General features: G+C 67.7%; 25 protein-coding genes, 1 tRNA gene and 2 pseudogenes. 13 read left to right on the top strand and 15 right to left on the bottom strand.

The annotated features are described in order from the left end of the window. Nucleotides 1-110: 110 nt before the first annotated feature. The 4 genes from GA0070560_RS05200 to GA0070560_RS05185 all read left to right on the top strand — a co-directional run bounded on the left by GA0070560_RS05200 (nucleotide 111) and on the right by GA0070560_RS05185 (nucleotide 2678). Complete coding sequence (locus GA0070560_RS05200) at nucleotides 111-752, top strand: helix-turn-helix domain-containing protein (protein WP_091292035.1); 642 nt, start codon at nucleotides 111-113, stop codon at nucleotides 750-752. Between the two features lie 137 nt (nucleotides 753-889). Beyond that, a complete protein-coding gene (locus GA0070560_RS05195) occupies nucleotides 890-1486 on the top strand; it encodes an ATP-dependent Clp protease proteolytic subunit (RefSeq protein WP_091292928.1) in 597 nt (198 codons plus the stop codon). Nucleotides 1487-1902: 416 nt separating this feature from the next. Next, nucleotides 1903-2220 carry an ArsR/SmtB family transcription factor gene (locus GA0070560_RS05190; protein ID WP_170839293.1) on the top strand — a complete coding sequence of 106 codons (318 nt, stop codon included), beginning with the start codon at nucleotides 1903-1905 and terminating at the stop codon, nucleotides 2218-2220. Next, on the top strand, nucleotides 2217-2678 hold the full coding sequence (locus GA0070560_RS05185) for an SRPBCC domain-containing protein (protein WP_170839292.1): 462 nt from the start codon (nucleotides 2217-2219) through the stop codon (nucleotides 2676-2678). The genes GA0070560_RS05190 and GA0070560_RS05185 overlap by 4 nt, the downstream gene beginning before the upstream one ends. A gap of 157 nt (nucleotides 2679-2835) precedes the next feature. On the opposite strand, the gene GA0070560_RS05180 is transcribed toward GA0070560_RS05185, so the two are convergent. Then, nucleotides 2836-4533, bottom strand: a complete 1698-nt coding sequence (locus GA0070560_RS05180; protein ID WP_211565759.1) for a glycoside hydrolase family 3 protein — start codon at nucleotides 4531-4533, stop codon at nucleotides 2836-2838. A gap of 597 nt (nucleotides 4534-5130) precedes the next feature. On the opposite strand from GA0070560_RS05180, the gene GA0070560_RS05175 reads away from it, so the two are divergent. Then, the gene (locus tag GA0070560_RS05175; protein WP_139131443.1) at nucleotides 5131-5655 is read left to right on the top strand and encodes an RDD family protein; all 525 of its coding nucleotides are present in this window, start codon (nucleotides 5131-5133) and stop codon (nucleotides 5653-5655) included. 355 nt (nucleotides 5656-6010) lie between these two features. Here GA0070560_RS05175 and GA0070560_RS05170 read toward each other — a convergent pair. Continuing rightward, nucleotides 6011-6086: transfer RNA gene (locus tag GA0070560_RS05170), tRNA-Arg, on the bottom strand. 491 nt (nucleotides 6087-6577) lie between these two features. Beyond that, nucleotides 6578-7312 (bottom strand): protein kinase family protein, encoded by a 735-nt coding sequence (locus GA0070560_RS05165; RefSeq protein WP_091292027.1) that lies wholly within the window; start codon nucleotides 7310-7312, stop codon nucleotides 6578-6580. A 112-nt stretch (nucleotides 7313-7424) separates the two neighbouring features. Between GA0070560_RS05165 and GA0070560_RS28040 the strand changes: the two genes are divergently transcribed. Then, a complete protein-coding gene (locus tag GA0070560_RS28040) occupies nucleotides 7425-7913 on the top strand; it encodes a hypothetical protein (protein WP_139131442.1) in 489 nt (162 codons plus the stop codon). Further along, nucleotides 7913-8911 carry a hypothetical protein gene (locus GA0070560_RS05155; protein ID WP_139131441.1) on the top strand — a complete coding sequence of 333 codons (999 nt, stop codon included), beginning with the start codon at nucleotides 7913-7915 and terminating at the stop codon, nucleotides 8909-8911. The genes GA0070560_RS28040 and GA0070560_RS05155 overlap by 1 nt, the downstream gene beginning before the upstream one ends. A 129-nt stretch (nucleotides 8912-9040) precedes the next feature. Here GA0070560_RS05155 and GA0070560_RS29330 read toward each other — a convergent pair. The 5 genes and pseudogenes from GA0070560_RS29330 to GA0070560_RS05135 all read right to left on the bottom strand — a co-directional run. Further along, nucleotides 9041-9162, bottom strand: a pseudogene (locus tag GA0070560_RS29330) (kinase); the annotation flags it as partial. A 204-nt stretch (nucleotides 9163-9366) separates the two neighbouring features. After that, the gene (locus tag GA0070560_RS05150) at nucleotides 9367-9831 is read right to left on the bottom strand and encodes a PPC domain-containing DNA-binding protein (protein ID WP_091292020.1); all 465 of its coding nucleotides are present in this window, start codon (nucleotides 9829-9831) and stop codon (nucleotides 9367-9369) included. 70 nt (nucleotides 9832-9901) lie between these two features. Further along, complete coding sequence (locus tag GA0070560_RS05145) at nucleotides 9902-10351, bottom strand: SitI3 family protein (RefSeq protein ID WP_091292925.1); 450 nt, start codon at nucleotides 10349-10351, stop codon at nucleotides 9902-9904. A gap of 13 nt (nucleotides 10352-10364) precedes the next feature. Further along, nucleotides 10365-10751 (bottom strand): CdiA C-terminal domain-containing protein, encoded by a 387-nt coding sequence (locus tag GA0070560_RS05140; protein WP_245675403.1) that lies wholly within the window; start codon nucleotides 10749-10751, stop codon nucleotides 10365-10367. A gap of 209 nt (nucleotides 10752-10960) precedes the next feature. Next, complete coding sequence (locus GA0070560_RS05135; protein ID WP_091292015.1) at nucleotides 10961-11488, bottom strand: DUF6244 family protein; 528 nt, start codon at nucleotides 11486-11488, stop codon at nucleotides 10961-10963. Between the two features lie 331 nt (nucleotides 11489-11819). Between GA0070560_RS05135 and GA0070560_RS05130 the strand changes: the two genes are divergently transcribed. Continuing rightward, nucleotides 11820-13196, top strand: coding sequence for an NsdA family TPR-like regulatory protein (locus GA0070560_RS05130; RefSeq protein ID WP_091292923.1), 1377 nt, complete (start codon nucleotides 11820-11822; stop codon nucleotides 13194-13196). Nucleotides 13197-13203: 7 nt separating this feature from the next. After that, complete coding sequence (locus GA0070560_RS05125; protein WP_091292013.1) at nucleotides 13204-14088, top strand: phosphotransferase enzyme family protein; 885 nt, start codon at nucleotides 13204-13206, stop codon at nucleotides 14086-14088. Nucleotides 14089-14209: 121 nt separating this feature from the next. Here GA0070560_RS05125 and GA0070560_RS05120 read toward each other — a convergent pair whose 3' ends face one another. The 3 genes from GA0070560_RS05120 to GA0070560_RS05110 form a co-directional block, all read right to left on the bottom strand. Continuing rightward, complete coding sequence (locus GA0070560_RS05120) at nucleotides 14210-14776, bottom strand: HD domain-containing protein (protein WP_245675371.1); 567 nt, start codon at nucleotides 14774-14776, stop codon at nucleotides 14210-14212. Nucleotides 14777-14867: 91 nt separating this feature from the next. Beyond that, on the bottom strand, nucleotides 14868-15338 hold the full coding sequence (locus GA0070560_RS05115) for an NUDIX hydrolase (protein WP_091292011.1): 471 nt from the start codon (nucleotides 15336-15338) through the stop codon (nucleotides 14868-14870). Between the two features lie 3 nt (nucleotides 15339-15341). Continuing rightward, the gene (locus GA0070560_RS05110; RefSeq protein ID WP_245675370.1) at nucleotides 15342-16112 is read right to left on the bottom strand and encodes a helix-turn-helix domain-containing protein; all 771 of its coding nucleotides are present in this window, start codon (nucleotides 16110-16112) and stop codon (nucleotides 15342-15344) included. A 222-nt stretch (nucleotides 16113-16334) separates the two neighbouring features. On the opposite strand from GA0070560_RS05110, the gene GA0070560_RS05105 reads away from it, so the two are divergent. The 4 genes from GA0070560_RS05105 (at nucleotide 16335) to gltX (ending at nucleotide 20300) form a co-directional block, all read left to right on the top strand. Next, a complete protein-coding gene (locus GA0070560_RS05105) occupies nucleotides 16335-16688 on the top strand; it encodes a helix-turn-helix domain-containing protein (RefSeq protein ID WP_139131440.1) in 354 nt (117 codons plus the stop codon). A gap of 201 nt (nucleotides 16689-16889) precedes the next feature. Beyond that, entirely contained in the window at nucleotides 16890-18098 is a 1209-nt protein-coding gene (locus GA0070560_RS05100; protein WP_091292009.1) for a helix-turn-helix domain-containing protein, read from the top strand. A gap of 3 nt (nucleotides 18099-18101) precedes the next feature. After that, nucleotides 18102-18815 carry a creatininase family protein gene (locus GA0070560_RS05095; RefSeq protein ID WP_091292007.1) on the top strand — a complete coding sequence of 238 codons (714 nt, stop codon included), beginning with the start codon at nucleotides 18102-18104 and terminating at the stop codon, nucleotides 18813-18815. A gap of 75 nt (nucleotides 18816-18890) precedes the next feature. Further along, nucleotides 18891-20300 (top strand): glutamate--tRNA ligase, encoded by a 1410-nt coding sequence (gene gltX / locus GA0070560_RS05090; RefSeq protein ID WP_091292005.1) that lies wholly within the window; start codon nucleotides 18891-18893, stop codon nucleotides 20298-20300. 9 nt (nucleotides 20301-20309) lie between these two features. Here the strand turns inward: gltX and GA0070560_RS05085 are convergent, their stop codons facing one another. The 4 genes and pseudogenes from GA0070560_RS05085 to GA0070560_RS29015 all read right to left on the bottom strand — a co-directional run. After that, the gene (locus GA0070560_RS05085; protein ID WP_139131439.1) at nucleotides 20310-21683 is read right to left on the bottom strand and encodes a hypothetical protein; all 1374 of its coding nucleotides are present in this window, start codon (nucleotides 21681-21683) and stop codon (nucleotides 20310-20312) included. Beyond that, a complete protein-coding gene (locus GA0070560_RS05080; protein WP_091292918.1) occupies nucleotides 21673-22374 on the bottom strand; it encodes an FkbM family methyltransferase in 702 nt (233 codons plus the stop codon). The genes GA0070560_RS05085 and GA0070560_RS05080 overlap by 11 nt, the downstream gene beginning before the upstream one ends. Then, on the bottom strand, nucleotides 22374-22877 hold the full coding sequence (locus GA0070560_RS05075; protein ID WP_091292001.1) for a phytanoyl-CoA dioxygenase family protein: 504 nt from the start codon (nucleotides 22875-22877) through the stop codon (nucleotides 22374-22376). Before GA0070560_RS05075 ends, GA0070560_RS05080 begins: the two co-directional genes overlap by 1 nt. Before the next feature lie 172 nt (nucleotides 22878-23049). Next, nucleotides 23050-23283, bottom strand: a pseudogene (locus GA0070560_RS29015) (IS1634 family transposase); the annotation flags it as partial.

Here is a 23283-nt window from a genome sequence, read left to right as displayed (position 1 = left end):
GGTTGGCCACGGTTCCGCACGCCGGGGTGGCGTACGGGACGGCCGGCCGGGCCGGCAGCGGGCATGATGGGAGCAGTCCCCGCCACCGCCCCACCCGTGAGGAGGCCCCCATGTCGTTGCTGCGACGGGTGATCGGCGCGGTGCTGCGCCGGGTGCGCCAGCGCCAGGGCCGCACGCTGCGCGAGGTGGCCGAGGCGGCGGGGGTGTCCCTGCCGTACCTGTCGGAGGTGGAGCGTGGCCGCAAGGAGGCCAGCTCCGAGGTGCTGGCCGCGATCTGCCGCGCCCTCGGGATCAGCCTCTCCGACCTGCTGGAGGAGGCACGCGACGACCTGCGCCGGGTCGAGCGACGGGTCCCCGCCGCGCCCCGGGCCGCGCTCGCCCGGCTGGAGCGGGTGCCGGCCGCCCGTGGCGACGCCGCCGGCCCGCGGCTGCGCGTCGGGTTCCACCCGGACGCCACGGCAGCCGAGCCGCGGGCGGCCACGCCGGTGACCGGTGGCCGGCTGCTCCCTCTCGACGCCGCGCCGACGGTGACCGGTGGCCGCCTGCTGCACGTGGGCGGGTCGGCCTTCGGCACGGGCGCGACCGCGCTGGCCGCCGGCGGGATGGCACCGCACGCCGGTTCCCCGTTCGGCGGGGCGGGCCTGCGGGTCCGGCTGTTCGCCGCGCCGGCCGGTCGCCCCGCTGCGCGTACCTCCCGGCTGCTGGTCCGGCGGCGGGCCCGGATTGGCCGGCGGCGACTGACCGCCCGGTAGGCCCGGCCGGTTCTGCCGTCGGCGGATCTGCCGCCGGCAGAAACGCTGGGGGCCCGACCACCGCCGGGCGCAGGCTGGGACGTGCCGGTCCCCCGGGCGGATCCCGTCGCCCGCCGGCAGCGCGGAGGGTGGCCATCATGATCGGGTACGACGTGCGGATGCTGGCCGGCGGAGAGCCGTCCTTCGGTGACCATGTCTTCGAGCGGTTGTTGAAGGAACGGATCATCTTCCTCGGCACGGAGGTCACCGACGCCTCGGCCAACCAGATCTGCGCCCAGATCCTGCTGCTCGCCGCCGAGGACAGCGAGCGGGACATCTACCTCTACATCAACTCGCCGGGCGGCTCGGTGAGCGCGGGGATGGCTGTCTACGACACCATGCGCTACGTACCCAACGACGTGGCCACCCTGGCCCTCGGCTTCGCCGGCTCGATGGGCCAGTTCCTGCTCTGCGCCGGGACGGCGGGCAAACGCTTCGCCCTCCCCCACTCGCGGATCATGATGCACCAGCCTTCCGGCGGGATGGGCGGCACGGCCGCCGACATCACCATCCAGGCGGAGAACATGCTGCACGTGAAGCGGACCATGCAGGAACTGATCGCCCAGCACAGCGGACGCACGCTCGACGAGATCCAGCGTGACTGGGACCGGGACCGCTGGTTCACCGCCGAGCAGGCCCGCGAATACGGCCTGATCGACCAGGTCCTGACCCACGTCGACCAGCTCGCCGTCTGACCGCCCACTGGGCACCGGGCGGGCGGGACGACGGCCGGCGGGATGGTCCCCCGCCGGCCGTCGTCCCGCGCACCGGGTCAGGGCAGGTCGACGAGCCCCGGGGCGCGGCCGGGCTCCCGCCGGCACACCACGTCGGTGGCGTGGCACGGCCAGTCGCCGGTGACGGGTGGACGTCGAGGACGGGTGCGACGGACCCGCCCCCTCGATCGTGTCCGTCGACCATCCCGGCCAGGGCCGGGACCTACGATCCTCGATACATGTCGAGCCTATGCCGGGGTGGACCGGCCCGCTCCGCACGCGGGCGCAGCGCTTTCCGACCAATTCCCGTTACACAAGCCGGCTACGTCAGGAGTGGCTGGCGCCGTACTCGCCGACCACTGCGACCGGAGACCTTCGTTAGTCTAGACTTACCGTTCGTGAGCACTTACCAAGGGCGGATGCTGGACGCCCTTGGCGACCCGACCCGACGGTCCATCTTCGAACTCCTCGCCGTCGGCCCCCGCTCCGTCGCCGAGATCGCCGCCGACCTGCCGGTCAGCCGCCCCGCGGTCTCGCAACACCTGAAGGTGCTCAAGGAAGCCCGACTCGTCTCGTCCACCGCGGCGGGCACCCGCCGCGTCTACTCGCTGGACCCACAGGGCCTGGCGGCCGTACGCGGCTACTTCGACCAGTTCTGGAACCAGGCCCTGGCCGCCTTCGCGCAGGCCGTGGAGAAACCGGAGGAAGAACCGTGACAACCGACGTCAGCGTCCGCAGCAGCATCGAGGCCGCCGCCGCGCCCGAGCACGCCTTCACCGTCTTCACCGACGGCCTCGACCGGTGGTGGAACCGGGACTACCACCTGCTGCCCGGCGAACTCAAGCGGATCGGCGTGGACCCGCACGAGGGCGGGCGCCTCTGGGAGGAGAACGACGCCGGCGACGTGTGCGTCTGGGGCCGGGTGCTCACCTGGGAGCCGCCCCGCACCTTCGCCTTCCTGTGGCTCATCGGACCGGACTGGAAGGTGCCCGCGCCGGACGCGACCGGCAGCCGGGTCACCGTCACGTTCGCCCCGACCGACCGGGGCACCCGCGTCGACCTGGTCCACGACCGACTCGACGCGCACGGGCCCGGCTGGGAGGGCGTACGCGACGGGGTGGGCGGCGAGGGTGGCTGGCCCGGCCTGTTGCGGCGCTACGCGGCCGAGGCCTGAGCGCGCGGACTCCGGCCGGCCAGGCCGACGCCGGGGCTGCCCGCACCCGCCGTCGACCAACCAACATCGGCCGACCCGGCAAGCGAGCCGCGCCGGACGCGACGAGCGGCCTCCGGGGCGTCCCCGGAGGCCGCTCGTCGTACGGAACCTCCGCCGGTCACCGGCCCGGCTGACCGGAGGGCTCCGACCCGCCCGGAGCCGACCCCTGGTAACCGATGCCCGATCCGTAGGGGTAAAGGACCCGCGTGCCGTCCGGCGTACGGACGGTGACCGGGAGGCGTCCGGTCGGCTCCGCGCCCACCAGGGTGTCCGCCACGGCGGCGAGGGAGACGTCCCGATAGCCGTACGCCGCGAGGAAGGTGGGCGCCGAAGGAAGGTAGGCGATGTCGTACGGCCCCCCGACGGCCACGGTCACCACCGGAGTGTCCGTCGCCAGCAGCGCCTTGACCAGGTTCTGTTGGTTCACGTCGCCCCAGGCGTTGTTGGTCAGCACCACGGTGACGTCGCTCGCCGTGGCCGCCGCCACCACCTGGCGGATCGTCTGCTGATCCGGCGACCCGGTCCACATCGGGGTCGCGACCAGCCCCTTGGCCGACAGTTGGGTGGCCAGGGACGGGACCGCACTGGCGCCCCAGCCCGTGACCAGCACATGGCGGCGGGAGTTCGCCGGCAACGGCAGCACACCGGCCTGGTTGCGGAGCAGGGTGATCGAGCGACGCGCGGCGTCGGCCATGATCTGCTGGTCGGCAGGCGTGCCGACCGTCGAGTCGACCGCCTCGCTCGTGGTGAACGGATCGTCGAAGAGCCCCAACTCGGCCTTCATCCGGAGAATCCGGTACACCGACTGGTCGATGCGGTGCCGGCTCACGGTGCCGGTGCGTACCGCGTCGATCACCGTGGCGATGGCGGCGGGCGGATCCGCAGGCAGGAGCAACTCGTCGTTACCGGCGCGGATCGCGGCGAGGATCACCTCGTCCTGCGGGATGCCCGCGAGCGCGTCAGCGCGCAGCGCATCGGTGACGACCACGCCGTCGTACCTCAGGGTGTCGCGGAGCAGCCCGGTCACGATCGGCCTGGAGAGGATGGCGGGCGTCCCGGAGGGATCCAGCGCCGGTACGATCACCGCCGTCGGCATGATCGACTTCACTCCGGCCGCGATCGCCGCCCGAAACGGCGGGATGTGCGTACGCAGGATCTCCTCGCGGGTCTCGTCGACGATCGCGATCCCGGTGTCGGGGTTGGCCTCCGCGTCGCCCAGGCCGGGGAAGTGCTTGGCCGTGGCGGCCACCCCGCCGCCCTGGTACCCGAGGACGGCCGCGGCTCCGAACGCGGAGACCGTCGCGGTCCGGTCGCTGAAGGCCCGCGTGCCGTCGGCCGTGTTACGGGGGTTGGTGTTGACGTCCACCACGGGTGCGTGGTCCATGTTGATGCCCATCGCCCGCAACTGCCGGCCGGTCGCGGCGGCCGTCGAGAACGACACGTCGCGGTCGAACGTCGCTCCGATCGCCATGTTGCCCGGCGCGATCGCCGACGGCGGCGGGATCCGGGTGACGAAGCCACCCTCCTGGTCGGTGCTGATCTGCACCGGCACGCCGTGGTCGGCCAGCGCCGCCCGTTGCAGCCCGTTGGACAGCAGCGCGACCTGCTGCGGGTTGTTCAGGTTGTTGGTGGCGTTGAAGTAGATGATGCCGCCGGGGTGGTACTTCGCCAGCAACTCCGCCCCGTTACGGACATCGCTGCCGTAGAGCGCCTGGTTGGCCGCCACATCGGTAGGGTTCGTCGTCGTCGCGGTGTCGCCGTTCACCTGGAGGACGAACATCTGGCCGACCTTCTCCGCCAGGGTCATCTCCGCCATGACCGCGCGGATCCGCCGGTCCACCGGATGATCTGGAGCCGGACCTCCGTCGGCCCGGTACGCGACAGCCTCCGGGACCGCGCCCACCCCGGCCGATCCACCGGCGGAGAGAACAAGGCCGCACGAGGTGACGAGCACGACGGGAACCCGTAGGACGGCTCGGGTGATCCGACGGAACATACCGTTGTCCTCCAGCGATCAGTGACCCCGACGGTCGGCGTCCACCTCCTTGCACCCTGCCTCACCGGACATGAATGTGGGGTTTTGTCGCTTTCGAATCACCCAGCAGTGGTGATATCGCCGAGATGAACGGCTACGGGTGGTCGAAGGAGGCAGCCACTGGCGTGCCGTCTCCGGCCTGTGGGCCGCCACCGGGGTTGCCGCGCCCTGCCGATCGCCGCGCCCCGACCCCCGTACCGGTCGCGGAGCCGGCGGTGCCCGCGACAGGACGCTGCCTGCGCTGATCCAAGCCCGCACGCCTGGACAAGACCAGTCAGGATCAACCAGCGAAACGGGCTGTGGACAGCGACAACGCCGGCTTCTGACGTGCCGGCCCCTGAGCCCCTGCGTCCGCAGGTCGCCTGGTACAACGTGGCGATGACATCCCTGGCGGTACGGCGGATCGCCGCCTGGAGCCTCGACTGGCTGATCATCATCGGTTACGCCGCCGCACTGGTTCCGGTGGGCCTCCTGCTTCGTCACCACCACGTCAGCCTGCCGGTCGGCGCCTGGAACCTCCTGTCGTTCCTGCTGCTCATCGCTCCGGTGACCGGATGGCTCGCGACGTGGGAGGCCCGGCCACACGGCGCCTCACCGGGCAAGCGGCTCATGCGGTTGCGGGTACGGACCGCGCAGGGATCACCTGCACCATTGATCCGGACGCTGCCGCGCAACGCGCTCAAGGTCGCCCTTCCCTGGGAGTTGGGTCACACCGCAGCGTTCACCCTGGCTTCGCCCTCCACCGCCGGAACCGAGGCGGTCGCAGCGGCGGTCAGCGGTATCGCGGCCTGCATCATCGCCGCCTGGTACGCAGCCTCGCTTCTCGTCGGCTCGGGGCTCACCCCGTACGACCGTCTCGCCGGCACCACGGTCAGGTACAGGGCTGGAGATCCCCACCCTTGAAGCGTTGCCGCTGGCGCCAGCAGGCGAGGGCAAGGAAACGCGTCGTGGATGTCGGCGCGGATCTCCCAGCGGATGCGCAGGCGGCGGAACCAGTGCAGCAGGGCGACGGTCTGTCCGACGCCCGCCGTCGGGAGCCGGGGCCGGAGCCGCGTCGCACGACGAACGGGATGACGCCCTTGGCGGCTAACTGGCGGCGGTGGCAGTCACAGTCGTAGCTCCGGTCGGCGTGGATCCACTCTGGTCGTTGCGGGTGGCCTACCGCACGAATCGGGCGGAGGTGGCGGGACGATCGGGCACGCAGCGGGCGCGAAGGCCCCGCAAGACACGACAGTGCTCGTTGATCAAAGGTCTGACCTGGTGCCCCCGGCAGGATTCGAACCTGCGACACACGGTTTAGGAAACCGATGCTCTATCCCCTGAGCTACGAGGGCGCGAGGGCCTAGTCTAGCGACCTGGGGGTTCACCTGGGGTGGCAGGGAGTGGCCCACGTTCACCCACGTTCCCCGGACCGCCGTTGTCGCAGCCCAGGACCACAGCTCGAGCACACGAACCCCGGTTTGCGACCGGCGGTCGGCCACGGTGGCTCGCGTTGGCACCGGTTGACCCCCGTTGGCTTCCGCTGGAGAGCACACACCGCGCACATCATCGAAGATCACGATGCCACCCAACTCCCCGGCCCAGGAGTCGCCGGCCGGCAGGGCGCGCTGCGGCGGCAACCCTCCGCGAGCCTCGGGCGCTGACTCAGGCCACGAGGCGGACGCAGGGGCAGCGTTCGGGATGAGTCCCGCACGACACTCAGCGCCGGATCAGCCACGGGCTGCGCTGGACCCGCTCCCGCAGCTGGCCCTCCTGCGAGTCCCCCTGAGTCGGGATCCTTTTTGCTTAGGTGGTGCGTCACCACTGTCACAGGCTTCGGCGCGGGTTACGGGTTCGGCAGGGTGGTGCGCCAGGCGGCGGCGAGTGCTGCCACGTCGGGGTATCGGTCGGCGGGTGTCGTGGTGGTGGCGTGTATGGCTACCTGTTGTTGGTGGTGGGAGCCGCGCCAGCCGTGTGGGGAGTCGAGGAGGTGGTGGATGGTGCGGCCGAGGGTGTAGACGGTGGTGCGTTGGTCGATGACGGCGCCGCGGACGAATTCTTCGGGGGCCATGTAGCGGCGGGATCCGGGGAGGCGGTCGGTGTCGAGGGTGAACGGCCCGGGAAGGTACTCGTCGAGGTCGATCAGGCGTAGCTGGCGGGCGTGGAAGTCGTAGAGGAAGCAGCCGTCGTAGAGGTCGACCGCGACGTAGCCGGCGGCGGTGACGGCCAGGTGCGCGTCGAGGATCGTGGCGATGGCCGTTTCGACGTCGCGCAGGGGTAGTTGCTGGAACCGGTGCAGTGCGCTGCGGTCCGAACCGTGAACGGTGGCGTGGTTCAGCACGCTGCCGTCATGCCACGGGTAGACCAGCGTCGGCCCGTCGAGGACGTGCTCGGGGCGCACGATCGCCGGGTGCCGGACCGCGGCGTGGAACCGGGCGGCCCGCAGCAGGGAACGGCGGCTGGGCGCGGTGGTGGCTGTCTTGACAAACCAGCGGCGTCCGGACGTCTCGACGCCGTAGGAGACGCACCCGGAGTCCTGGGCGTCGAAGACCGCGAACGCGGAGTTCAGGCGTAGTTCCATCACGTAGGGACAGTAGGGCCGCCTTCCCTCCGCTGGACGGGAACGCCACCCGCAGCGGACGTGGCGGGTCACATGGTTATGGCATCGTGACCGCAAGGGGGAGGTGACGCAGGTGGATGTGTCGTCCGCGCCGACAAGATACGCCGAAGCGTTGCTGTTCGCAGCCGAAGTGGTCGAGGCGGCCACCCATCCTCCACGCGGTGACCACGGCGAGGAAGTGCTGCGCGATCCCTGCGCGCAGAAGCTGTTGCGACATCAGAGCGACTGGTCGTGGTGCGACAACCGGCAGGATGTCGACCTTGCCGCCGGCGGGGCGCTACGCGCGACCGTCGAGCACCTCGCGTATTGTCACGCCACCGCGTTGCCCGACCACACTGGTCGCGCCGGTGAACACTGGCCCGACGTTGATAACCGCCTGACCCGGCTGGCCTCGGCGCTGCGCTGCGCCGCCAAGCCCTTGATGCCTACGGCTACGGTCGCCACCAGGTTTCCCCTCATGCTGAGTCGAATACACCACTGCACACCCACACGGACTCCGTCTATTGCGTCCGCCGATACGTTGGCTTCGCGCTCTGCATCCAATAGAAGTAGGCTACTCTGATGCTTCCAGTTGCCGCCCTTCCGCTCCTTTTGAGATTCCTCGACGGCATAGACGCCTCCGTCGCCCGCAAGCTCATGCGCAAAATTCCATGGGATGAATCGGCTATCACGAGGGAGCTGTGTGATCTTCTCGACGAAGATTACTCGGAAGAGTACCATCTGCCTTATTCGCTGGAACAACTTCGTCGCGACCTCGGTCTCGCCATGCCGCTTGCGAGCGTTGACTTCACTATCGAGACGCACCAGTACTCGGCGCAGATAGAAAACTGGGTGACACAATCGGACATCGGCATGGTACTTAAATATGAGGATTCTTTCGTGCCGACTAACTCTTGGACCAGTTCGCTACTCCTCCAGGCGAAGCGTCTGTTTCCGCGGGGTCCGGGAGTTCAATACTCCGAGGCCTCCAGATTTGAATCGTCCGACCCGAAGCAGCATGGCCGCATCATGAATCTCAACGAGCTACTTGGCTGCGATCTGGTCAAATACCTCCTCTACTGCCCGCGTCCGTCGTCTCTAGACAAGCTGACCGCCGCGAAGCTGGCACACCTTCGCAACCTTTCGATGAACGGTGACATCTTCGACTTCGCGCGCGGGCTTGCGCTCCACCGTGAGCTAGAAGCGGGAGGTCAGACGTTGGCCGCCGGAGTGTTTGTTGCAAAGGCAGACGAGATGCCGAAGACTCTTGCGCAGACACATGGAGGAATCTTCAAGTCTACCGTCCCGCTGTCCTGGCTCCTTACGCTGGAGTTTGCGGACGCAGGCAAATTTGCAGACCTGCCGTTCGGCGTGAACCGCAATCATCTCGATTCGGAGCGGGCACGGATTGTCGACGGGATCTTGGCCGGCAATGAAGCGGTCACTCAAGCGATCGGAGTTCTGGCCGGGCGAAACGCCAACTTTGCGCCGCTCAGGGTTCTGCCGAAACACACAATCTCGATCAGCATATCGGCTGGCGGTCAGGCGGATCCCGATCGGCGGCTCATCAGCAATCAATGAATCCGGCAAGCTGAAATCGAGCGAGTGGTTTCGCCGTCGGCAGTGCAACGTGAAGCATCGTTTCCTGGCGGTTTTCATTGTATTGCTAATACGCTCCCACCGTCGGCCGTGGCCGCATTATGCTTTCCATATGAGGGCGCAGCCGCGGCCGTGCCGGCGTCGTGACTCCCGGGCAAAGCTGCTCTTGCCCGCACCGAAGTTTTCCGGATGCAGGTCAGAATCGGGCTGCCGATAGGGGTCACATCGTTCATGGCGGCGGCCTCCGGGCCGATGGGTCGTATGGCTGCGGCATCGGTGTCGCGTTGGTCGGCGGCTTCATGGCCGAGAGTGTCAGCCGGGATCCCAGGCGGCGAACCGCCGCTGGTGGTAGAGGCGTCGCGGCCGGTAGCTACCAAGACGCCGTGGCGTAGGGCAACGATTCGGTCGGCGTGGCGGGCGTGGATGCCACTGGCCGGTCAGTGGTCGCCGATCCGCAACAGCGGCACGTCGTAGAGGCTCGCCTCGGGGATACGACGCATGACGGGCGCAGCGACCTCGATGATCAGCATTTCGGTGAGGAACTGAACTGTCGCGGCGAGCAGGTGACTGGTGTGGCCGGTCGCGCTGTGCTCCTTGAGTCCGACGCTGACGTGTATGTGCGGCGCGATCCGGTCGTGGGTGTCGTCGTAGGCGATGGTGCCGCCGCCGAGCGCTTCGACGTTGGTCAGGTGCACCCGTTCCCAGACCGGGGCTTGGGGGTCGTCCAGTCGCTGGCAGGTGCCGACGATCTCGACGGTGCTGAACCCGGCGATGAAGACGGGGATGTAGCCGTGCCGGATGCCGTTGACGCGGCAGGCGTCGGCGAGGGCGGTGAAGAAGTCCTCGCCATGATCGAAGGTGACGCCGATCATCCGTCCGGGCGTGAGGTCATGGCTGCGCATACTGAGGAACTTCCGGTCGGGTTGGTCGGGGGCGAGTGGCGGCGGTGGGTCCAGCCAAGGACGTACGCCCTCAGGGGTGAAGAATCCTGTCGTAGTCTTCGTCGTACCAGCCGTCGACGTTGTGCTTCTGGATGGTCCCCGCGACGCGCGTCAGCATCAGCACGTCGCCGTTGAGGGTCAGGGCCGCGTCCTCGGCCCTGCCGGCGAGGATCCTGGCCACGGTCGCCAGCATGTGGGGCTTGCCCTTGTCGACCAGGGTGTCCTTGCGCATGGAGAAGCTGACGTCGACGTAGGTCTCCGGCTCCCATTGCCACAGGGAACCACCGTCATCCTCGGCGCAGTAGTAGCCGTGCCTTCCGCCGGTGATGTCCACGACGTACCCGTGCTCGTCGTTCAGGTCGGCGCTGAGCATCCTGCCGCCGGACGCCGTGGGCGTCTCGACCGCTTCGGGAGCAGCCAGTTCCGCCACCTGCTCGAGTGGGATGTCGCCCGCCAGCGTCAGCCGGTACTCGACAGCCATCTGCACCCCTTCATCAGTCTCGCCGGATGATCTGAATGATCGCACCGTCGCGCGTTACCGCCGCCAGTTCCTTCAGCCCTGTGATTGGCCAGTCGTGGAACTGCTTGTGCAGGGCGGCGAGGTCTCCTCGCCAGTCGTGGAGGTTCAACATCACGCGTTGGGTCTGCTCGGCGTCGACCTTCCTGGACACCGCGCTCCAGACGGCGCGGGCCGGCACAGGAGCAGTGGGCGCGTAGCAGTCGAAGACATGCCCCTCGATGAGGAAGTCGGGTGCCTTCTCCGGCCTCCCAGAATCCCCAGTTTCGAGCCGCGCGTCCGCGACCTCCTGCCTCGTGGGGTTCTGGTGAACCCGGTACCCCTTGCCGGCGACCCTGTCGGCACACTCGTTCTCCAACTCCAGGGCACGCCGCTCCCGTGGCTTCTCGTTCGCGGAGATGCGGGTTCGGCGTCCGGTAGGTGACCCGCCAGCGACGCCGGTGGGATGCCTGGTCCACGGGGTTCCTGCGTCAGTGTCCGTGGAAACGGCGCCGCCCAGGGTGGGGGTTGTCGGGGGTGGGCCGCTGGTGGTAGCAGGGGCAGGGCTGGCCGGTGGATGACCGCCAGCCCCCGTCAGTTTCCCGACGAGCCCAACTGCCGGGCCTGCGCGATCGCCGCTTCGATGGCCTGCCGGGCTCCGCCGGTGCGCGCAACGACCAGCACCAGGACCTGCTTGATGGCCTCCAGGGCCTGCAACAGCGGCCCGGGCTGCCCGCCCTGCAGGACCATGGCGACGAGTTGCTGCGCCTCCCCGACTCCGGTGATGGCCCCGACCGCCGAAGCGCGCGCGGTGTCGACGGCGCTCTGCACGGGCGCCAGCCCGGCGATCGTCTCCTGCGGGGTGGCTTCGTTCGGCACCGCCGCGGTGGCCTTCGTCGCTTCCCCGATCGCACCGGCAAGACTTCCCAGGCCGCCCTGGATGCTCGTGATCGCGTTGCGCACTCGGGCCACGCCCGCCGCCACGGCGACGAAGCCTGCGCCCGCAGCCCGCAGCGCCACCTCCTGCGCCTGGCTGTCAGCGGCGGCTGCCAACCCCTGCGCGCGTTCGACGCCGGTCATCAGCGCGCGGAGTTCACCGGTGATCTTTTCGATGTGCGACACGTAGCCGGTATCCCCAATCGATGACAGTGAAAGTGCTCGACAGCTGAAACTACCGGGCTCTCTCCGGGGCCACCAGACACCGGTAAGGCGATCGGCACAGCAGGCAGCCGCTGCGGCGGGAGCAGTCGCATGAGCAGCTTCCGTCTCAGGTTCCCGCCCACCTGGATCCCTGTCGACGCCATGGTGGGGGGTCACGATGGGGGTGAAGGTGCCAGCTCCGGTGGGGATCATCTGTGGTGATGCGACGTTGTCGATGAGGTGCACGTTCGATTTGTCGTTACGGACAAAACTCGGTGACCTATCGATCAAGGCCGCTACCGATGGGCAGGAGGTGTGCGTGGGCGTCCAGGTCGATCCGTCGTGGTGGGCGTCGGGGGTCTGGGAGGGGCGACCGATCCGCGAGTTCTTGGAACGCCGCGACATCGCCGCCACTTTTCGGTTCCTGCATGCCCGTGGGATCTCCTACGGTGCCATCGCCGCCCTCGTCGGCGTGTCCGCCAACCGCGCGGCCGAGATCGCCAAGGGCGCCCGCCAGGTGACGGCCTACGACGTGCTCGAGCGGATCGCGGTCGGACTACGCATCCCTCGAGCGGTGATGGGCCTGGGTCAGGAACAAGAGGCAAATGCCACTTCGAGCCGCCCGGCCGCTCGGCCGGAGGAAGGGACAGCAAACCACCCACCGTATCGGCGATCACCCGAAGCGCCAGTCGGCTCGAGTAGTGCGCTCACCCGACTCCGCACCGCGTTGGATGAGGCACTCGCAACATCGAGCGTGGCCCCGCACCAACTCGAGCTCATCGAGGCTTCAGCCAACGAGCACATGCGGATCTACCCGTCCGCGCCGCCGGCCATGATGCTGTCGCGGCTTGCTGCCGAGTGTGCCGAGGTCCAGGTCCTGTCCCGGCGCAGACAACCGGCCGCGATTCAGTCGCGGTTGTCCGGCACGGCGGCCCTGCTGGCAACAATGTGTGCCGACGCGCTCATGCGGCTCGGGGACGTCGGTGAGGCACGCCTGTGGTACCGGACAGCCCTCCACGCGGCAGACGACAGTTCGGAACCTCGGCTGCGGGTGCTGGTCCGCGCCCAGTCGGCCATGCTGCCCTACTACTTCGGCGACCCGCAGCAGACGGTCTCCCTAACTGAGGCAGCGATGGCCATATCCGAGACGCCATCGTCCTCGACTGCGCTCGCCGCAGCTGGACGCGCGCGTGCGCTGGCCCGTCTCGGGGCGGTCGATGAGGCGCGAGCGGCGATCACGCAGGCTCGAAGAATGTTCGATCTGGTCGGCGATGATGACAGTGACACAGCGTTCCGCTTCCCGAGGAAGCGGCTGTTGTTCTACCTCTCCGGAGCGAGTACCTGGCTCGGTGACACGAGCGAGGCCTATCGGGTCCAAGACGAGGCGCTGCGGCTGTACGGAGCCTCACCCTCCGTGCCGATCGACCCTGCTCTCATCGGGTTAGATCGGTCGATGTGTTTGGTTCGTGACCGGCGTGCGGCAGAGGCAGCAGCCTCGGCGCTTGACGCTGTCGCGGCGCTTCCCGAGACCCAACGTGCGGAGATCGTCCTGACGAGAGCGCTCGACGTGATCTCGGCTATTCCGGTGAGGCATCGCGGCGAGGAAGCAGCCGCGCTGGCGGACTACGTGCGGGCCTGCCGCGAGCGCGGCCGTACGCTTGCTGGCGGAACCGCAGCGCTCGATCCGTAGGAGCCCTATGTTCGTCGAAGCGCGAACACGTCCGGTGCTCGCCGAGGTGTGCCGTCGCCTGGACATGTCCGACGCCGGCGCCAGCCTGTTGCGGCATCACACCAACGCTGTGTACGCCGTCGACGACATGGTCGTCAAGATCGCGCCGGTAGAGTTCGGCCTGGAGCGCACCCACGCTGTGGTGGCCGTCGTGCAGTGGCTGGCTGCTCGTGGGTTCCCGACCGTCGGCCTGATCCCGTGGCTACCCCAACCCCTGCTTATTGGCGAGCATGCCGTGACCGTTTGGCAGCGGTTAGACCCGGCGCACGACTCACCGGTCACCGCGGCTGAGCTCGGTGCGCTGCTCGGGGAGTTGCACGCTCTTCCTGCCCCGCCGGTGGACCTGCCGACGCTTCAGCCGATCGACAACATCCGCCGATCGCTGCAACGCTCGACGATCATCAGTGCGGAGGATCGTGACCTGCTGCTAAAGCATCTGGAGTCGCTGGCCACGCGCTGGTTCGAGATGGGTTTCCCCCGCGGCATGAGCCTGATTCAGTCCGACCCTCAGACCCGTAACGCTCTGCGCCGCTTCGACGGCACGCCGGTACTTGCCGACTGGGACGGGGCTGCCATCGGCCCGCGGGAGTGGGACCTGGCCACCGTCGCCGTTCACTGTCGCCGGTTCACCCAACCGGCTCCTGCTGCTTTCGCCGACTTCACTGCCGCGTACGGCTGGGATGTCACCTCGTGGCAGGGTTTCGAAGACCTCTGCCAACTCCGCGAACTACAGATGATCGCCACCAACGCCCGTAAGTCCTGGCCCGGCACTGAAGCCGCAGCCGAGGTTCACCGCCGCATCGCTGGCCTTCGGCAGGGCGACCGAGACTTCGGCCAGTGGCAGATCCTCTGACAATCCGTCGGGGCCGGGCGAGGACCTGACGGTACGAGCCGGGCCACGCTCGCGACCGCTCCTGCCACAGCCACCAGCAGCACGGATCACTGAGCTGATCTACGCCCATCGCCAGCGACCGTCATTGTGCCGTGTGCTCCGCCCCGTCGAGCCGGTTCAATGTCCGACGGACGTGCGCAACGAGAAGGGGCTCGGCACGCTGGATCGCCCGGTGAACTGGACTCTGGGCCGGGTACCGGCGGAGGATTTCCTCGATGCGCTCGTCGACGTCGAGGCGTTGTCCATTCGGACCAACCGTGAGGTCAGCGGTGACGAGCGCGTCCATCACGGGTCCCTCTTCGAGCGCAAAGTCGGCGAGTTGGTCTGCGAGACCGCGCTCGGCTGCTTCGACCCGGGCACAGGTGTGATGGGCCACCAGGCCGACAAGTCGCGGCGGGTAGTCGTGGTGCTGTAGGTATCGCGCGCCGTCCAGGGAGTGCAGGCCGGTGTCCACAAGGCCGGGTGCGTAGCCGATGTCGTGCAGCCACGCGGCTGCCACCAGCAGATCACGATCACCCGGTTCGACCGTGACCGTCAACTGTGCGGCCCGCCGGCCGACACCCTGGACATGGGCCCAGCGCCGGTCCATCTGCCGGGTGTCGAGCAGGCCAGCGGCAAGGTCTCGGGCGACGGTCATGAGGTTTGACACCCCCCGACGGTAGCCGCACAACCGGGTGCCGCCCCCACCCTGTCGTCGGGACCGCTGGGACGTCCCCCGACGGTGAAACGCCTCTCCTTGTTCAACCGATGTACGGAGTCGCCCGTTCCTCGAGGGCGTGGTCGATACGCAGCCGCATCGAGGGGTGTATGTCCAACTGGTCGAGCTGGACGGGATCCACCCAGCGGACCTGCCGCGACTCACTAGAGGTCGTCAGCTCCCCGCCGACGGGTCGGGCCGTGAAGCAGATCGAGAACTGCTGGCGTACCTCACCGTCGTCGTAGGCCATCACGTGGTGGGGGTTGGTGTAGATCCCGACCAGGCCGGTGACCTCCACATCGATGCCGGTCTCCTCGCGCACCTCCCGCACCACCGTGTCAGAGATCGACTCACCGATGTCGTGACCACCGCCGGGTAGCGCCCACAGGTTGTTGTCGGTGCGGTGGATCATCAACAGCTCACCACGGTGGTTACGCACCGCCGCCACAACCGACGGCACCACACTGTTGGCACCTGGCGCGTTGGGGTCGTTGAAGTAGTCACGGCGCGCCATCCGTCATCTCCCGTCGAACGCGGCTATCACCGCATCTATATCCGTAGTGGGCTTCGCCTGGGCCCAGACCCGCTCGAAGCTGGTGAGGTAGTGGTCGACGACTCGACCCCCGGGTACGCGCCGGAGGTGTAACACCGGGTTGTGGGCAGCGGTGGAGCCGTACACGTGGGTGTTGACGAGCATGGTCTCATCCACCCGAAAGACGGACGCGTACAACGTCGTGTCATGCAGCCGTAGCTGCACACCGGGGATGGCCAGGATCGGCTCGTAGTAACGCAGGCTCAGCAGCACTCGGTGGGCGAGCCCGATCCCGAAGCCCTCTTCCTCTCCCCGCCGTCGCACTCCAGTTCCGTTCGGGTCGGCCAGCAGAACACGCACCCGGCAGCCCTGGCGTGCCCGCTCACCGAGGTGAGTGATGTCGTGCAGTTCGGGTAGGAACAGCCCGGCGTAGACGAGGACGTCGACGGACTCTCGCGCCTGGTGAATCAACGACCGCCAAAGTTCGAGCGGCACCGCCGAGCGGGACGGATAGAACTCGACCATCTCGGCCCGCCCCGCTGACACGACCCTGAGGTCGTCCACGACCGACGGCCACAGATACGTCTCGTCAACGCCGAGCAGGTCAGTGGCAGCGACGCGGTGGGCACGGTGCGGGACGCGGTCGCGGGTGATCCAGCGCTCTACTGTCTTCGGGTCAACTCCGATCAGCTCTGCGCACCGCTGTGTTGTCAGCCCTCTTGCCGATATGGCCCCTCGCAGGCGCTCGTTCGGCATCAGACTTCGAGTCCGGCTGGGGGACGCATAGGGGCGTTTATACCGCCATCCAGACGTCCACGAAAGTCCCTGACCGGAGGTAGCCGCATCCCCACGATCAGCGATCAGATGACAAGCGAGTGGGGACGTGGGGTCAGCAGGTCATCTTCGTCCACCGACCGCTCGTGGAAGTGACCGCGCGCCAGCAAAGCCTCAAACTCGGGAGAGATCAAGTTGACCACGATGGCCTCGAACACCCGCGCTGCGACCATCGCTGCAATCGAGTCGCCGCCTATGAGGTTCGCCGGATGGCGGGTAAATGGTCACCCCGACCCGGATTGGTGGATCAACGGTTGCTTCGAGGGTCGGCCACTCTCCGACCTGCTGCGCCGTCGTGACATCAGCTCTGTGTTCCGCTTTCTCAAATCCAGAGGTTGGAGCCAATCGGCGATTGCTGCGGCCACCGGAACGACCGAGAACCAAGTCCGCGCAATCATCCAGAGCCGCCAGCGGGTGACCTCCTACGAGGTGCTCGAACGCATCGCGGAAGGACTGAGGATTCCGCGGGGCATGATGGGACTCGCGTACGGACCCTGATATCCGCCGGCCGGACCAGCCGGCCGGCCGCAGCGCGCGACCGCGCTGTGGACCGCGGGCCGGCCCATCTTCCCGGTACCAGGGTGCCGCCGGGCACCAGGATGCAGTGCGGGCTCCGCCCCAGGCAGACGATCGGACTTCCTAGGGTGTGGCGACGGCGGTACGTTGTGTAGTCGCATATGAAGGAGGCCGGGGCGGACCATGGAAGTCGATCCGATGTGGTGGGACACCGCATTCTTCGAAGGTCGCCCCCTTGCCACCTTCCTCGATGAGCGAGACGTGGCAGCGGTGCTGCGGTTCATGCGTAGCCGGGGCTTCTCCCGCGCCCGCTTGGCGGCCATGACGGGGATGTCGGAGACACGCATACGGCAGATCTCGCAGGGGCGCCAACGTGTCACCTCGTACGAAGTCCTTGAGCGAGTCGCGATCGGGCTGCGCATTCCCCGTCAGTACCTGGGTGTGGGTGGCCGGGGAGACCAGGTCCCAACCAACGGCGCCCATGAGCACTCCGCCACGCTTGACCGAATGGTTCAGGACTCATGGGGCGAACTGCTCGCAGTGCTGGCCGCACGTAGCAACACATCTGGGTGTGCCGGGCTCCGGCGCCCTGTCGAAGGACAGCTCAGGCTCGTTGCCGTGGCGAGGGCGGCAGCGGACGGTCGTGACCGTCTGCGGCTGCTGGTCACCGAGGCCCGCTGGACCGAGTTCCTCAGCTGGATCGAGAGCAACAGCAACAGCCCCGCGCGGGCTGATCCACTGCTCGAACGCGCCTACACGCTAGCGACGGAAGCACAGGATCAGCACCTCGCGGCGTACATCCTCATGCGCAAGAGCCAGCAGGCGCTCGATGACGGAGACGCGACTCGGGCAGTCGGGCTGGCACGGCGAGCGCGTCAATTGGATCTACTGCCGCCACGGACGTCGGCGCTGTGCCTCATTCGCGAAGCCGAAGGGCACGCGACCACCGGCGATTCGGACGCCTGCCGCCAGAACATTGACCTTGCCTTTCACCTGGCCAGCGCGCCGTCGGGCACCGTGGACCACCTAAGCGGGCACTGCACCGTCGACTACGTGCGGGCGTGCGAAGCACGGTGCCGGCAACTGCTCGGTGACGTACCCGCCGCCACCCAGGCCTACGAGGAGGTTCTCGCCGACTGGCCGCCGGACGGACGACTTGACGAAGGACTGTGGCGTGCCGACCTCGCCGTGGCGTATCTCGACGAGGGCGAGCTGGAACGTGCAGCGGCAGAAGGATTGTCCGCCTTGAGAGTGGCCCAGGCGACGTCCTCCGCTCGAACGGTCCGCGCTGTCGGGCGGATCCTGCCCAGGTTGCGCCGACATCGCGCCCTGGGGATCTTGCCCACACTCGCACATGCCTATCGTGACGCCCTCGACGCCTGTAACGATTAGCCCATGATGCTTCTCCCAACAGGCACCAGCGAGGACGAGAAGCGGCGGGCGGCCCCGGTCGCGGTGCTACCGGTCGGCAGCTTCGAGCAGCACGGCCCGTGCTTGCCACTGGCAACGGACACGATTGTTGCCTGCGCCATCGCTGAACGCGTCGCTGCGTCTTACGACCTGTTCCTTCTTCCCCCCGTCACAATCTCCTGCTCGCACGAGCATGGCGCCTGGCCAGGCACGGTGAGCATTAGTCACACCACGCTGACGGCAGTCGTAACCGACATCATGGCATCGCTGCGACTTTCGGGTCCCCCGCGGCTCGCTCTGATCAGCGGCCACGGCGGCAACTACGTCCTCAGCAACATCGTGCAGGAAGCCAACGTCGCCGGGCCGGCGATGACCCTGTTTCCGACTCGTGAGGACTGGGCTGCAGCCCGTACCGCCGCCGGTCTGGCCAGTGGTGGGCACGACGACATGCATGCGGGAGAACTCGAAGTCTCCTTGCTGCGGCATGTCTGCCCCGAACTCGTCCGCGTCGGCGTGGAGAGGACGGACCACCAGGCCGCGGAGAGAAAGCTGCTCTTGGTCCGAGGTATGGCGGGATACACCCGTACCGGTGTGATCGGCGAGCCGTCGAAGGGCTCCGCAGACAAGGGACGTCTCATTCTTCAGGCTTTGGTTGGATCCTTCAAAGATCATCTTGATGCCCTGACCGCAGACATGTGAGGCCTCGCGGTGGGTCCCGTGCTGATCGTCGGATATGCCAACCTTCCAACCGCCGTCGATCGGTACGCTGCGTGCATGACGGCCACTCATTCTGGCGTTCGGGTTCGGTTCGCCCCGTCGCCAACCGGGATGTTCCACGTGGGCAACGCTCGTTCGCTGCTCTATAACTGGGTGCTGGCGAAGCAGTCCGGTGGCTCCATGGTGCTGCGGGTTGAGGACACAGACGCGGAACGCAGCCGCCCAGAGTGGGTGCAGGGCATTCTCGATGCCATGGCGTGGCTCGGGGCCGGCCCGGATGAGTACGAGGGGCCTCTGTTTCAGTCCGCTTACGTCCAGCACCACCGTGACGCCATCGCCAAGCTTCTCGCGGCAGGCCGGGCCTACTACTGCGACTGCGTAAGAGCCCAGGTGGTCGAGCGCACCGGCAGCGAGCACAAGGGGTATGACGGCTTCTGCCGGGGTCGCGGCCTGTCCGCTGCGCCAGGTAGCGCGGTGCGTTTTCGCACGCCGGATGAGGGCCAGACGATCGTCCAGGACCTGGTGCGTGGCAGGCCGACGTTCGACAACGCGACGATCGAGGACTTCGTCATCGCCCGCGGAGACGGCTCACCGGTCTTCCTGCTTGCGAACGTCGTCGATGACATGGTTATGGGAATCACCCACGTGATCCGAGCTGAGGAGCACCTGCCCAACACGCCGAAGCAGCAGTTGCTGTGGGAGGCGCTCGGCCAGGAGCCGCCGGTTTGGGCGCACGCGCCGATCCTGGTCAACGAGAAGCGGCAGAAGCTGTCCAAGCGCCGGGACCGGGTCGCGCTGGAGGACTTCCGAGCTGAGGGGTACCTGGCCGAGGCGATGCGCAACTACCTCATGCTGCTCGGCTGGGCGCCCTCCGGGGACCGAGAGATCCTCCCCTGGGACGACATCGTGGCTGAGTTCCGGATGGGAGACGTCAACCCCTCCCCGGCCTTCTTCGACGTCAAGAAGCTTCGAGCCTTCAACGGTGACTACATCCGGGCGCTGAACACGGAGCAATTCATCTCGGCGTGTCAGCCCTGGCTGCGTGGTGAGTACGCCCCGTGGCGAGCGGAGGACTACGACGAGGTGGTGTTCGCGACCGTCGCGCCGCTCGCTCAGACCCGGGTCGCGGTGCTCAGCGAGATCGTCTCGATGGTCGACTTCCTGTTCCTGCCGGAGCCCACGATTGAGGATGCCGCCTGGGCCAAGGCTACGTCCGGTGACGCTCTGGCGCTGCTCAACGAGGTGGCGGTCGCCTTCGAAACAGCGGATTGGCACGCCGAGTCACTTAAGCGCGCCGTCGAGGAACTCGGTGCGGCGCGGGGCCTGAAGCTCGGCAAGGCGCAAGCGCCGGTTCGGGTCGCCGTCACCGGTCGCTCGGTGGGATTGCCACTGTTCGAGTCGTTGGAGGTGCTCGGCCGGGCACGCACGGTCGCCAGGATCCAGGCCGCCATCGGTCGGCTCTCGTAGGGCGGCCCCTTACGTGGCGCCGTTCCGCTGACCAGGAACGGCGCCCAACAACCTGGGTGGCGGCTGCAGGTAACCGAGCCCCGTGTCGAGTAGGTCGTCGGCTGCGCGGAACGCCATGACCGCCGCTTCCTGCGCTGAGAGTTCCGCAGGAAGCCGGTCTCTACGCAGACGGACGCTCAGTACGGTTCCCCGCGGTCCGGCGGTGATTTCGAGTACGCCGTGCGCTTGTTCGAATGCGCACGCCACGAGGGCGGGGCCACTCCAGCAGACTGGACGCATCGCAGCCGTCGCCGGCTGTCTGACGACGGTGAGCAGGGTGAGGTAGCCCGCTCGGTTGAGAGCCTGATGGGTTCGTTCCTCCAGCCCTGCGGCATCGACTTCGGGAATGCCTGCCCGGGCGAGGAGTGCGCTCGCGTGTACGGCGACCCGAAGCGGTGGCGGAGCGGCCTCGAAGGCAGATGTCACCCGAGTGTTCAGGTCGGTAGGCCGGAAGCCATCTCGGGTCAGGATGCCATCGACGGAGAATCCCCCGCGGTAGGCCAGGCGATCGCGCAGCGCCTCGCCGATCCAGCGGGTCAACTGGACCATCGGGCGCTGTTCGGGCTCGGGCAGCGGGAAAGTGCCGGCACACAAGAAGGTTCCGTCGGCAGGACGGCGCGGCACTAGAAGTTCCAGTGGGGTGAAGGCCGCGGTCTTCTCAGCGAGGACTACTCCGTGCAGGCGGCACGGGACTCCGGAGAGCAGTGGCATGATTCGTAGGCGGCCATGCCGGACCGCCTCGTCGTCACGGCGGAGCAAGGCGGAGCTCGCCCACCGGATGTCCTCGCCCCCGGCGGAGGGTTCCTCGCCGTAGGGCTGTAGGGCGTAAACCAGGTCGGGACCCTGCGGAGAGAGGTGACGGCACAGGCTGCCCGCTGCGTCGTACACCGCCGATTCGGCGCGTACCAGACCGATCGTGTCCCACAACACGTCCACCACGCTCTTATGCTCGAAGAAGCCCCAACTCGGGTGCTTGCCACCGAGCCTCCGGCGACTACCCGTCACCGTCGGGTTGAGCGGATCAGTGACGAGGAGGATTGCTCGCCGAGCTGGATCGAACTGGTCGACCAGAGTACTCAGAGGCGAGTCAGTAGCCAGGGTAGCGAGCAGTGCGTGTCGGTCCGCGAGCAGTTGAGCAGCTGTCCGATGGGCCGAGGCGTCCAGGAGCGAGGCGAGGGTGTCGTCGAAGGCCAGGACGAGAACGTCGTCGGCGCCCGCAGCGGCGAGAAGGTCGCGCCAATAGGGAGCGTCAACGCCATGGGAACAGAACACGACAGTCTTCTCGCCTGTGAATTGAGGCCGAGTGGCGCGAGCGATCGTGCCGAGGAACTCCTCATCCCGCATGGCGCCACCGTCGCTGGCTATCGGCATCCAGTCCGCGAAGGATGAGATTTGCCGGAGTGCGGTGCACCAACTCGTACCGGTGGAGTCCAAGGGCTCGACGGATATGGTCCTCGCTGCGGCCCGGGTGGTCGTCGTCGTACTCAATGATGACGACTCCTGGGTGATGGCGGCCCGGATCGAAGGATGACCACACATCCAGTTCGGTGCCTTCGACATCAATGCTCAGCAGGTCAATGCCGTCGATGCCGACCTCCGTGAGCAGGTCCTCCAGCGGGCGGCAGTCGACCATCATCGTGGTGTAGCCGGTCCCTCGGTCGCCAAGACCCGACCAAGACGGCTTTGGGTCGTAGATGCTGAAGGTCTGTTGGCCGGACAAGGCCGAGACGGCACAGACGCGAACCGGGCATGTGCGCCGGGTGAGAGCAGCCCGGTTCCGTGGGTCGGGGTCGACGCACAGCCCAGTCCAGCCCACCGTCTCGAAGTAGAGGCTGTTACTACCGCGCACCCCGTCTCCGGCCCCGACATCGACGAAGACCCCGCCGGTCGGGACGATGAGGTGTTCGACAAGCCAGCGATCCTCGCCCCACTGCGAGAAGTACGGAGGCGGCTGTGTGTACGGCTGCGCGATCGCGTCGCTCGATAGCTTTTCCCCGCTGAGCGCCGGCCGTTCCGGGGATCGTGATGTGCCCATCACGCGTTGCTGGCCGTGTAGCCGAGGACGAGCAGTCGCCGTGGCCTGTCGGTGCGGTTCGGACCGCTGGCGTGGACGAGAGCGGCGTCCCAGGTCAGCAGCGTCCCGGCGCTCGCCTCAAGCGTCACCGCCTGCTCGTCGGGCGCGTCCTCGTCTGTCACCACCGGGCCCTGGTTCGCGGTCGGCTGATGCCGTGCGGGACGCTCATGGCTGCCTGGCCACACCTGCAGCGCACCAGCTTCTGCCGGGCAGTCATCAAGGCACAGCGCCATCGTGATCACCTGCCCGAAGCCGCGCGCAGCAAAGTACGCTGCGTCCGAATGCTTGCGAACGTCCTCGCCAAGGATCGGCAGGTCGGCCCACGCAGCGTCCTCGGTAAGAGCTGCCTTATAGGTGACCTTGTCCTCCATCAGGACTGCATTAGCGCCGATGACCACGGAGGCGACGTCACGAATCGCGCTGGCCGATGTCATCTCATGGAACGGCGATGCGAGATCCGCCACCGGCTTGATCTTGAAGACGTAGGGCCGCCCGTCCGGTAGGCGCCACCAGGTGACCCGGGTTCCGCAGCTTGTAGTTAAACGATCATCGGAATCTGGCCGCAGAGCAGCGAAGATTGACGTGTGTCTCCGGAAGGGCGTGTGTCTACGCTCTATCGCCGGTGTCTGGTCTTGGTTAGCGCGGGTCGAAGGTGGTGACCCGGGCTGGCGGCTGGACGGAAAGTGCCTGGTAGATGGCCTTGTGTTCGGGTCGTAGCGGGGTGGTCTGCACGACGGTGCCGGCGGGTCCGGCGAGGGTGACCTGGCTGATTCGCCCGAGTTGCCGGTTGATGTTTCGCCACGTTTCACCGGTGGCGCGTTCGGCGACGCGGACCAGTAGCAGGGCCAGCCAGCAGATGAGGACGTGGGC

Source organism: Micromonospora halophytica, from assembly GCF_900090245.1.
In the GTDB taxonomy this organism is placed as follows: Bacteria; Actinomycetota; Actinomycetes; order Mycobacteriales; family Micromonosporaceae; genus Micromonospora; species Micromonospora halophytica.
This window is presented reverse-complemented; position numbering and strand designations above follow the sequence as displayed.